This is a genomic window from Pseudomonas sp. R5-89-07, assembly GCF_003851685.1.
Taxonomy (GTDB): domain Bacteria; phylum Pseudomonadota; class Gammaproteobacteria; order Pseudomonadales; family Pseudomonadaceae; genus Aquipseudomonas.
Genome location: NZ_CP027727.1, coordinates 2,056,341 through 2,067,577, shown reverse-complemented (window position 1 = coordinate 2,067,577; position 11,237 = coordinate 2,056,341). Strand labels below are relative to the sequence as shown.

Annotated in this window: 6 protein-coding genes, 2 tRNA genes and 3 rRNA genes; 4 read left to right on the top strand and 7 right to left on the bottom strand. The window is 54.2% G+C overall.

Features of this window, described 5'->3' with window-relative positions; translation table 11 throughout:
• Positions 1 to 81 precede the first annotated feature (81 nt).
• Positions 82 to 549 (bottom strand): SRPBCC family protein, encoded by a 468-nt coding sequence (locus C4J94_RS09610; RefSeq protein WP_124385926.1) that lies wholly within the window; start codon positions 547 to 549, stop codon positions 82 to 84.
• A gap of 99 nt (positions 550 to 648) precedes the next feature.
• Between C4J94_RS09610 and C4J94_RS09605 the strand changes: the two genes are divergently transcribed.
• Positions 649 to 1,050, top strand: a complete 402-nt coding sequence (locus C4J94_RS09605) for a GFA family protein (RefSeq protein ID WP_124385925.1) — start codon at positions 649 to 651, stop codon at positions 1,048 to 1,050.
• 1 nt (position 1,051) lies between these two features.
• Here C4J94_RS09605 and mrdA read toward each other — a convergent pair whose 3' ends face one another.
• The 6 genes from mrdA to C4J94_RS09575 all read right to left on the bottom strand — a co-directional run bounded on the left by mrdA (position 1,052) and on the right by C4J94_RS09575 (position 8,412).
• A complete protein-coding gene (gene mrdA / locus C4J94_RS09600; RefSeq protein ID WP_124385924.1) occupies positions 1,052 to 2,944 on the bottom strand; it encodes a penicillin-binding protein 2 in 1,893 nt (630 codons plus the stop codon).
• 257 nt (positions 2,945 to 3,201) lie between these two features.
• A 5S ribosomal RNA gene (rrf, locus tag C4J94_RS09595) occupies positions 3,202 to 3,317 on the bottom strand.
• 155 nt (positions 3,318 to 3,472) lie between these two features.
• Positions 3,473 to 6,364: ribosomal RNA gene (locus tag C4J94_RS09590) — 23S ribosomal RNA — on the bottom strand.
• Between the two features lie 247 nt (positions 6,365 to 6,611).
• Positions 6,612 to 6,687, bottom strand: a tRNA-Ala gene (locus tag C4J94_RS09585).
• 30 nt (positions 6,688 to 6,717) lie between these two features.
• Positions 6,718 to 6,794 (bottom strand) — tRNA-Ile (locus tag C4J94_RS09580).
• A gap of 81 nt (positions 6,795 to 6,875) precedes the next feature.
• A 16S ribosomal RNA gene (locus tag C4J94_RS09575) occupies positions 6,876 to 8,412 on the bottom strand.
• Together the 16S, 23S and 5S rRNA genes with 2 tRNA genes alongside form the textbook arrangement of a ribosomal RNA operon.
• A 617-nt stretch (positions 8,413 to 9,029) precedes the next feature.
• On the opposite strand from C4J94_RS09575, the gene rhtA reads away from it, so the two are divergent.
• The 3 genes from rhtA to C4J94_RS09560 all read left to right on the top strand — a co-directional run bounded on the left by rhtA (position 9,030) and on the right by C4J94_RS09560 (position 11,209).
• The gene (rhtA, locus tag C4J94_RS09570; RefSeq protein WP_124385923.1) at positions 9,030 to 9,917 is read left to right on the top strand and encodes a threonine/homoserine exporter RhtA; all 888 of its coding nucleotides are present in this window, start codon (positions 9,030 to 9,032) and stop codon (positions 9,915 to 9,917) included.
• A 167-nt stretch (positions 9,918 to 10,084) separates the two neighbouring features.
• Positions 10,085 to 10,366, top strand: a complete 282-nt coding sequence (locus tag C4J94_RS09565) for a hypothetical protein (RefSeq protein WP_124385922.1) — start codon at positions 10,085 to 10,087, stop codon at positions 10,364 to 10,366.
• Between the two features lie 111 nt (positions 10,367 to 10,477).
• Complete coding sequence (locus C4J94_RS09560; protein ID WP_124385921.1) at positions 10,478 to 11,209, top strand: SDR family oxidoreductase; 732 nt, start codon at positions 10,478 to 10,480, stop codon at positions 11,207 to 11,209.
• The last annotated feature ends 28 nt before the right edge of the window (positions 11,210 to 11,237 follow it).

The following is an 11,237-nucleotide window of genomic DNA, read 5'->3' as shown; positions in this document are numbered from 1 at the left end:
CTTTCAGGGCGTGATTCTACCCGGCATGCGGTAAAACGCGGCACGTTAACGGCGATCTCACCTATTTTGATGCCGTTCGCGTCAAGCTCGCCGGGCCTTGTCCAGATAGCTTTCGATATTGCCCATTTGTTCGTCCCAGCCACGGGAGTTCATCTTGAACGCTTTCTGGCGCCTGGCTTCGGGCACCTTGTCGAAACCCGACTCGACCACCCGCAGCAGAATGCCCGGCGCGCGATCCTCGACGGTGAACTCCACCAGCGTCGGTGCTTCCTTGTCGTAGTCGACGTCGTTCTCTACCGCGAAGGGATGCCACCAGAAAGAAAACAGGGTTTGCGGCAGAATACGTTCGATCCTGGCCTTCCACACCACATGTTCGTAGCCGGGGTAAGTGATCGGCGCTTCGATGGTCTCTCCGGCAACAAAGGTTTTTCCCTTGAGGGCGATACCGAACCAATCGCCAAATTGGTCAGCATTCGTGAGCGCTTCCCAGACCTGTTTACGCGAAGCGTTGAGCAGGACTTTTCGTTCGATGCGATCTAATACGTGCATAAGTCACCTCCTCCATTGAACACTAGGCGACATCGACCAATGCGCAACTTTGGGTTATGCGCGATGATGATGACCCAATCCTTGACCTGGCCTTAGGTTATGACTGAACCGTTGAATGGAAGTTGCTTATGCAAAGCTGTGCGCTACCAGGTGGAGCGCCTGGATATGCCCATCAGCCACTGCCATTGCGACAGCTGCCGCAAGGCGCATGCGGCAGCATTTGTGGCCACTGCCGGGGTGATGCGCGAGCACTTTCGCTGGACGCACGGTGAACAATGGCTGTCCTCGTTTGAATCATCGCCGGGCAAACAGCGCCACTTCTGTTCGCGCTGCGGCTCGCATCTAATCGCCGAACGCGCGCACCAGCCCCACGTCATCGTGCGGGTGGCGACCCTGGACGACGATCCGGGCGCCAGGCCCACCGCGCATATCTGGACAGCCCATGATGTGCCCTGGCTGACCTATGAAGCCGTGGAGCGCTGGGACGAATGGGAAGCGTGACTTAAACGTGCGGATCGCCGGGCGCTTTGGCTGGCGTCGCATACTGCGGCTTCAAGTGACCTTCCTGGTCGAGCAGCCAGGCATCCATGATCTGGCGCACCACGGGGCCTGCCACACGACCACCGGCCTCACCGTTTTCAATCATTACTGAGATCACGATCTTTGGATGTTCGGCTGGCGCAAAGCCGACAAACAAGGCGTTATCGCGATGACGCTCAAGCGTCTTATTGCGGTTGTAGCGCTCACCCTGTTTGATCGCTACCACCTGCGCGGTACCGCTCTTGCCGGCGATACGATACTGGGCGCCTTGAGCGGCCGCCCGGGCGATACCACGCGGGTCGTGCATCACCAACTGCATGCCGTGGTTGACCTGCTCCCAGTCACGCGGGTCCTTGAGGACCACGTTGGGCATCGGGTTCTCATCCACCGGTGGCACGCCATTGATGGTCTTGGCCAGGTGCGGCCGGTTCCATACACCCTTGTTGGCGATCAGCGCAGTGGCTTGGGCCAGTTGCAGCGGCGTGACTTGCATATAACCCTGGCCGATACCCAGGATCACGGTTTCGCCCGGGAACCAGGGCTGACGGCGTGTCGCGCGCTTCCAGGCTTGAGAAGGCATCAGGCCGGCGGACTCTTCGAACATGTCCAGAGACACCTTCTGCCCCAGGCCGAATTCGGCCAGGTAATCATGCAGGCGATCAATGCCGAGCTTGTGGGCCAGGTCGTAGAAGTAGGTGTCGTTGGAGCGCATGATGGCGGCGTCCATATCTACCCAGCCGTCGCCGCTGTGGTTCCAGTTGCGGTATTTGTGATCGAAATCCGGCAGTTGGTAATACCCCGGATCGAACACACGGGTTTGTGGGGTGACAACGCCACTGTCGAGCCCGGCGATGGCCACCTCAGGCTTGATGGTTGAGCCTGGCGCGTACAGCCCGCGTAGCACACGGTTGAACAGCGGTCGATCGATGGAATCATGCAGCGCGGCATATTCCTTGAAGCTGATACCGGTGACGAACAGGTTCGGATCGAAACTCGGCTTGCTGACCATGGCCAGCACTTCACCGGTTTGCGGGTCCAGGGCAACCACCGAACCACGGCGATCACCCAAGGCTTCTTCGGCGGCTTCCTGAAGCTTTACGTCGAGGCTCAGGACGATGTTTTTGCCGGGGATCGGGTCCGTGTGCTTGAGCACACGCAATACCCGGCCCTGGGCGTTGGTTTCGACTTCTTCATAACCCACGTGACCATGCAGCTCAGACTCGTAGAAGCGTTCGATGCCGGTTTTGCCGATAGACTGGGTGCCACGGTATTCCACTGAATCGAGGGCTTTGGATTCTTTCTCGTTGATTCGTCCGACATAGCCGATGGAGTGGGCGAAGTGCGCGCCTAACGGGTAATGGCGGACAAACTGGGGCTCAACGTCCACACCCGGTAGACGGAACTCGTTGACGGCCAACACAGCGATTTGCTCTTCGTTCAGCTCGTAGAACAGCGTAACGGGGACAAACGGATGGCGAGCCTGCTTGAGCGCTTTGTCGAACACGGCGCGATCTTCGGCGGGCAGGTGCAGCAGACTGACGATCGCGTCCAGCTCACCCTTGAGGTCGGTGGTGCGTTCGCGGGTAATGGTCAGGTTGTAGCTGGGTCGGTTATCCGCCAGGACTACACCGTTGCGGTCATAGATCAAGCCACGTGTGGGGGTTATGGGGAGCACGTGGACGCGATTGTTTTCGGAAATCGTGGAGTGATAGTCGTATTGCACCACCTGCAGGAAGTACATCCGCCCTACCAGTGCGCAAGTGATGCCGATCACCAGGAGTGCGCAGGCGAGCAAACGCTTGTTGACCAGACGGTTTTCTTTTTCGTGGTCCTTGATCGGTATTGGTTCAGGCATTTCTACAGCATCTCGTTGAAAGGTCGACGTCGCGTCCTGCGGATACAGATCAATCCTTGTGAAAATGTGCTGCACCATACCAAAAATGCAGAAACACTTTGAATCGATTTCCCTTGGCGGCGGGTTATTTCATCATTCAGAACGCGAGGTCGGGGTGTCGCGCGCAGGTGATGGTAGCCATCGGGAGATGCGGTCGCATTTTCGACCGCCCAAAACAAAACCCCAACTGCTTTCGCAATTGGGGTTTCGGAATTTAATCTTGACGATGACCTACTCTCACATGGGGAAACCCCACACTACCATCGGCGATGCATCGTTTCACTGCTGAGTTCGGGATGGGATCAGGTGGTTCCAATGCTCTATGGTCGTCAAGAAATTCGGGTACTGAGTCGTGACCAGCTGGCCTCGCTTCAGCAAATTGGGTATGTAATAGAAGTCGGTGTTTTGCGAGCGTCGAACTTTCGGTTCATTGCGTCTTCACACACCGCAATCTGGTCTCTCTCGAGTCGCAAATTGCTTGGGTGTTATATGGTCAAGCCTCACGGGCAATTAGTATTGGTTAGCTCAACGCCTCACAGCGCTTACACACCCAACCTATCAACGTCGTAGTCTTCGACGGCCCTTCAGGGAACTCAAGGTTCCAGTGAGATCTCATCTTGAGGCTAGTTTCCCGCTTAGATGCTTTCAGCGGTTATCTATTCCGAACATAGCTACCCGGCAATGCCACTGGCGTGACAACCGGAACACCAGAGGTTCGTCCACTCCGGTCCTCTCGTACTAGGAGCAGCCCCTCTCAAATCTCAAACGTCCACGGCAGATAGGGACCGAACTGTCTCACGACGTTCTAAACCCAGCTCGCGTACCACTTTAAATGGCGAACAGCCATACCCTTGGGACCGGCTTCAGCCCCAGGATGTGATGAGCCGACATCGAGGTGCCAAACACCGCCGTCGATATGAACTCTTGGGCGGTATCAGCCTGTTATCCCCGGAGTACCTTTTATCCGTTGAGCGATGGCCCTTCCATACAGAACCACCGGATCACTAAGACCTACTTTCGTACCTGCTCGACGTGTCTGTCTCGCAGTCAAGCGCGCTTTTGCCTTTATACTCTACGACCGATTTCCGACCGGTCTGAGCGCACCTTCGTACTCCTCCGTTACTCTTTAGGAGGAGACCGCCCCAGTCAAACTACCCACCATACACTGTCCTCGATCCGGATAACGGACCTGAGTTAGAACCTCAAAGTTGCCAGGGTGGTATTTCAAGGTTGGCTCCACGCAGACTGGCGTCCACGCTTCAAAGCCTCCCACCTATCCTACACAAGCAAATTCAAAGTCCAGTGCAAAGCTATAGTAAAGGTTCACGGGGTCTTTCCGTCTAGCCGCGGATACACTGCATCTTCACAGCGATTTCAATTTCACTGAGTCTCGGGTGGAGACAGCGCCGCCATCGTTACGCCATTCGTGCAGGTCGGAACTTACCCGACAAGGAATTTCGCTACCTTAGGACCGTTATAGTTACGGCCGCCGTTTACCGGGGCTTCGATCAAGAGCTTCGCGTTAGCTAACCCCATCAATTAACCTTCCGGCACCGGGCAGGCGTCACACCCTATACGTCCACTTTCGTGTTTGCAGAGTGCTGTGTTTTTAATAAACAGTCGCAGCGGCCTGGTATCTTCGACCGGCATGAGCTTACGGAGCAAGTCCTTCACCCTCACCGGCGCACCTTCTCCCGAAGTTACGGTGCCATTTTGCCTAGTTCCTTCACCCGAGTTCTCTCAAGCGCCTTGGTATTCTCTACCCAACCACCTGTGTCGGTTTGGGGTACGGTTCCTGGTTACCTGAAGCTTAGAAGCTTTTCTTGGAAGCATGGCATCAACCACTTCGTCGTCTAAAAGACGACTCGTCATCAGCTCTCGGCCTTAGAATCCCGGATTTACCTAAGATTCCAGCCTACCACCTTAAACTTGGACAACCAACGCCAAGCTGGCCTAGCCTTCTCCGTCCCTCCATCGCAATAACCAGAAGTACAGGAATATTAACCTGTTTTCCATCGACTACGCTTTTCAGCCTCGCCTTAGGGACCGACTAACCCTGCGTCGATTAACGTTGCGCAGGAAACCTTGGTCTTTCGGCGTGGGTGTTTTTCACACCCATTGTCGTTACTCATGTCAGCATTCGCACTTCTGATACCTCCAGCAAGCTTCTCAACTCACCTTCACAGGCTTACAGAACGCTCCTCTACCGCATCACTTACGTGATACCCGTAGCTTCGGTGTATGGTTTGAGCCCCGTTACATCTTCCGCGCAGGCCGACTCGACTAGTGAGCTATTACGCTTTCTTTAAAGGGTGGCTGCTTCTAAGCCAACCTCCTAGCTGTCTAAGCCTTCCCACATCGTTTCCCACTTAACCATAACTTTGGGACCTTAGCTGACGGTCTGGGTTGTTTCCCTTTTCACGACGGACGTTAGCACCCGCCGTGTGTCTCCCATGCTCGGCACTTGTAGGTATTCGGAGTTTGCATCGGTTTGGTAAGTCGGGATGACCCCCTAGCCGAAACAGTGCTCTACCCCCTACAGTGATACATGAGGCGCTACCTAAATAGCTTTCGAGGAGAACCAGCTATCTCCGAGCTTGATTAGCCTTTCACTCCGATCCACAGGTCATCCGCTAACTTTTCAACGGTAGTCGGTTCGGTCCTCCAGTTAGTGTTACCCAACCTTCAACCTGCCCATGGATAGATCGCCCGGTTTCGGGTCTATTCCCAGCGACTAGACGCCCTATTAAGACTCGCTTTCGCTACGCCTCCCCTATTCGGTTAAGCTCGCCACTGAAAATAAGTCGCTGACCCATTATACAAAAGGTACGCAGTCACCCAACAAAGTGGGCTCCCACTGCTTGTACGCATACGGTTTCAGGATCTATTTCACTCCCCTCTCCGGGGTTCTTTTCGCCTTTCCCTCACGGTACTAGTTCACTATCGGTCAGTCAGTAGTATTTAGCCTTGGAGGATGGTCCCCCCATATTCAGACAAAGTTTCTCGTGCTCCGTCCTACTCGATTTCATGACTAAGAGATTTTCGCGTACAGGGCTATCACCCACTATGGCCGCACTTTCCAGAGCGTTCCGCTAATCTCAAAGCCACTTAAGGGCTAGTCCCCGTTCGCTCGCCACTACTAAGGGAATCTCGGTTGATTTCTTTTCCTCAGGGTACTTAGATGTTTCAGTTCCCCTGGTTCGCTCCATACACCTATGTATTCAGTGTAAGGTAACCATCTTATGATGGCTGGGTTCCCCCATTCAGACATCTCCGGATCAAAGTCTGTTTGCCGACTCCCCGAAGCTTTTCGCAGGCTACCACGTCTTTCATCGCCTCTGACTGCCAAGGCATCCACCGTATGCGCTTCTTCACTTGACCATATAACCCCAAGCAATCTGGTTATACTGTGAAGACAACATTCGCCGAAAATTCGAATTTCTCAGTTAAGAGAACTCACAAATTTTACCTTAGCCTGATCCGTTACCAGTGAAAGTAACGTTCAGTCTATCTTTCTATCACATACCCAAATTTTTAAAGAACGAACTAGTCAAAGACTAGAAATCAACATTCACCATCACAACGATGGAATGCTCATTTCTAAGCTTTATACCGACAGAAGCAGTAGTGGTGGAGCCAAACGGGATCGAACCGTTGACCTCCTGCGTGCAAGGCAGGCGCTCTCCCAGCTGAGCTATGGCCCCGTATTTCTACAGGCGTTTCCCACACAAAATTGGTGGGTCTGGGCAGATTCGAACTGCCGACCTCACCCTTATCAGGGGTGCGCTCTAACCAACTGAGCTACAGACCCAATTTCGGGCTGCTTCTTTCGTCTTCTTCAATGAATCAAGCAATTCGTGTGGGAACTTATGGAGCAGCTGATGTCGTCGATTAAGGAGGTGATCCAGCCGCAGGTTCCCCTACGGCTACCTTGTTACGACTTCACCCCAGTCATGAATCACACCGTGGTAACCGTCCTCCCGAAGGTTAGACTAGCTACTTCTGGTGCAACCCACTCCCATGGTGTGACGGGCGGTGTGTACAAGGCCCGGGAACGTATTCACCGCGACATTCTGATTCGCGATTACTAGCGATTCCGACTTCACGCAGTCGAGTTGCAGACTGCGATCCGGACTACGATCGGTTTTGTGGGATTAGCTCCACCTCGCGGCTTGGCAACCCTCTGTACCGACCATTGTAGCACGTGTGTAGCCCAGGCCGTAAGGGCCATGATGACTTGACGTCATCCCCACCTTCCTCCGGTTTGTCACCGGCAGTCTCCTTAGAGTGCCCACCATGACGTGCTGGTAACTAAGGACAAGGGTTGCGCTCGTTACGGGACTTAACCCAACATCTCACGACACGAGCTGACGACAGCCATGCAGCACCTGTCTCAATGTTCCCGAAGGCACCAATCTATCTCTAGAAAGTTCATTGGATGTCAAGGCCTGGTAAGGTTCTTCGCGTTGCTTCGAATTAAACCACATGCTCCACCGCTTGTGCGGGCCCCCGTCAATTCATTTGAGTTTTAACCTTGCGGCCGTACTCCCCAGGCGGTCAACTTAATGCGTTAGCTGCGCCACTAAGAGCTCAAGGCTCCCAACGGCTAGTTGACATCGTTTACGGCGTGGACTACCAGGGTATCTAATCCTGTTTGCTCCCCACGCTTTCGCACCTCAGTGTCAGTGTTGGTCCAGGTGGTCGCCTTCGCCACTGGTGTTCCTTCCTATATCTACGCATTTCACCGCTACACAGGAAATTCCACCACCCTCTACCACACTCTAGTCAGTCAGTTTTGAATGCAGTTCCCAGGTTGAGCCCGGGGATTTCACATCCAACTTAACAAACCACCTACGCGCGCTTTACGCCCAGTAATTCCGATTAACGCTTGCACCCTCTGTATTACCGCGGCTGCTGGCACAGAGTTAGCCGGTGCTTATTCTGTCGGTAACGTCAAAACAATCACGTATTAGGTAACTGCCCTTCCTCCCAACTTAAAGTGCTTTACAATCCGAAGACCTTCTTCACACACGCGGCATGGCTGGATCAGGCTTTCGCCCATTGTCCAATATTCCCCACTGCTGCCTCCCGTAGGAGTCTGGACCGTGTCTCAGTTCCAGTGTGACTGATCATCCTCTCAGACCAGTTACGGATCGTCGCCTTGGTGAGCCATTACCTCACCAACTAGCTAATCCGACCTAGGCTCATCTGATAGCGCAAGGCCCGAAGGTCCCCTGCTTTCTCCCGTAGGACGTATGCGGTATTAGCGTCCGTTTCCGAACGTTATCCCCCACTACCAGGCAGATTCCTAGGCATTACTCACCCGTCCGCCGCTCTCAAGAGAAGCAAGCTTCTCTCTACCGCTCGACTTGCATGTGTTAGGCCTGCCGCCAGCGTTCAATCTGAGCCATGATCAAACTCTTCAGTTCAAACATCTTTGGGTTTTTAAGAAACCCTAAACTTTGCTCAGCAATCGTTGGTTACATCTTTGATTTCTCGCGGAGTAACTTGTGATGCTGATAATCTTGTTGACTATCAGTCTGACTCCACAAGCACCCACACGAATTGCTTGATTCAGTTGTTAAAGAGCGGTTGGTTAAGATCTTTCGTCTCAACCGAGGCGCGCATTCTACAGCAGCCTCATTTGCTGTCAAGTGGTTATTTTCAGAAGTTTTCGAAGATTTCTTCAACAACTTCAACCACTTGCGCTTGCGATCTCTCGTAAGCGGGAGGCGAATTCTACAGCGTTACACGCTGCTGTCAACACCTCTTTTTCAACTTCCTTTTGGCTTCGATGAACTGAAGCAACCTGCTGCCGAAACCTACTTAACTCATTGTTTACCAAGGAGTTTTCCGTTTCGACTGCGCCGGAAGTGGGGCGAATTATAGACAGATAGAATTCGCCGTCAAGGTTTAATGTGAATTATCTATCAAACAACCTGTAATCTCTCAAACCATCTTCAATTGAGCAATATATTGCTCATTTCCTGACACTTAAGCATCATAGCCCCTGCCCTTCTACTATGACTTTGGACGAACACCTTCAATGACCACCCCACCCCGCAGCCTGGCCTCCCTATTGTTCCCCGTTGGCCTGCTGTTGATCGCGATGGCATCCATCCAGTCCGGCGCCTCGCTGGCCAAGAGCATGTTCCCTATCGTCGGCGCGCAAGGTACCACCACCCTGCGCTTGATTTTCGCCAGCGTCATCATGCTGCTTCTATTACGTCCATGGCGCGCCAAGCTGACGGCCAAATCCCTGCGCACGGTGATTGTCTACGGCATGGCGCTGGGCGGCATGAATTTTCTCTTCTATATGTCATTGCGCACCGTCCCTCTCGGTATTGCCGTAGCCCTGGAATTCACGGGCCCGCTCGCCGTTGCTCTTTATGCATCGCGCCGAGCAGTGGACTTTTTGTGGATCGGACTCGCGGTCATCGGTTTGCTCCTGCTGATACCGACGGGCGAAGCCAGCAGTGGCATCGACGTGGTCGGCGCCGCCTACGCACTCGGCGCCGGTGTTTGCTGGGCGCTTTACATCCTGTTCGGTCAAAAGGCAGGTAACGATAACGGTGTGCAGACCGCCGCGCTCGGCGTAATGATTGCCGCTCTGTTCGTCGCACCAATCGGCATCGTACACGCCGGAACCGCGTTGCTGACCCCCGCCCTGATCCCCGTCGCAATCGGTGTTGCCATTTTGTCCACGGCCCTGCCCTACACGCTGGAAATGGTTGCGCTCACCCGACTGCCGGCTCGCACGTTCGGTACCTTGATGAGTGTCGAGCCAGCGTTCGGCGCCCTCTCCGGCCTGTTCTTCCTGCAAGAACACCTGACGCTCGCGCAATGGCTGGCAATCATCTGCATCATTCTGGCCTCGGTCGGCGCCACACTGACAATGCGCAACGAATCCAAACCGCTAGTGCCTGCGGACTGACCCTCTTTAACGGCAGCTCTGGTATTTACCGCTCATTTAGGCCATGTTTAGGCCGTAACCAAATGTCTTTCATGGAGAAATTCGACACGGACAGCATGAACGCTACGCTCGAGAGCGAGTAAAAGCCGGCTTCGAACCTTTTGCGAAGCGGCTATTTAAGGATCGCAATGAAACGAATTTTAATACTGTTACTGGTCATCGGCATTGCTGGCTGTGCCGCGACCACGAAGACAGAAGTGAAACGGGGCAAGAAAGGGCTGCATATCAACTGTTCGGGCCTGTCCTCATCCTGGGACCAGTGCTACACCAGTGCAGCCAACTCATGTGGCGCCAAGGGTTATCGCGTTATCGCCAAATCCGGCGACAACTCCGAGGAGCCCGGGGATTACCCCTTCGGCCTCAACCCTGCCGGCTATACCAGTCGCAGCATGATCGTCATTTGCAAATAGATACCTGAGCAGTGCTGTCCTGATTGTTCACGATCAATTTCGCTGATAGATCCAGCCATGCATGGCGTTGCGACTAAACTCCTGCTCGATCATCGAGCCAACGGAGTTCCCATGACGCACAACAAGAAAATCGTATTGGTAGTGGGCGCCGGCGACGCGACCGGCGGTGCCATTGCCAAGCGCTTCGCCCGCGAAGGTTACGTAGCCTGTGTCACTCGTCGCAGCGCCGACAAACTCCAGCCTTTGGTGGATAGCATCCAATCGGCCGGCGGTGAAGCCCATGGCTTTGCCTGCGATGCGCGTAAAGAAGATGACGTGATCGCGCTGGTCGACCAGATTGAAACAACCCTCGGGCCCATTGAAGCCTTCGTCTTCAACATCGGCGCCAACGTACCCTGCAGCATCCTGGAAGAAACCGCACGTAAGTACTTCAAGATCTGGGAAATGGCCTGTTTCTCAGGCTTCCTGAATGCCCGCGAAGTGGCCAAGCGTATGGTCACTCGAAAACGCGGCACCATTCTGTTCACCGGCGCCACCGCTGGTTTGCGTGGAAGCGCGGGTTTCGCTGCCTTCGCCGGCGCCAAGCATGGGATACGCGCCTTGGCGCAAAGCATGGCGCGGGAGTTGGGGCCGATGAATATCCACGTCGCCCATGTAGTGGTGGACGGCGCCATCGATACCGACTTCATTCGCGAAAACTTTCCACAGAAATACGCCCTCAAGGATCAGGACGGCATTCTCAACCCCGATCACATCGCCGACAACTACTGGTACTTGCACAGCCAGCCACGGGACGCCTGGACATTCGAGCTGGATCTGCGTCCGTGGAATGAAACTTGGTAAAGACGCCCCTATAAAATCAAGCAGCGAG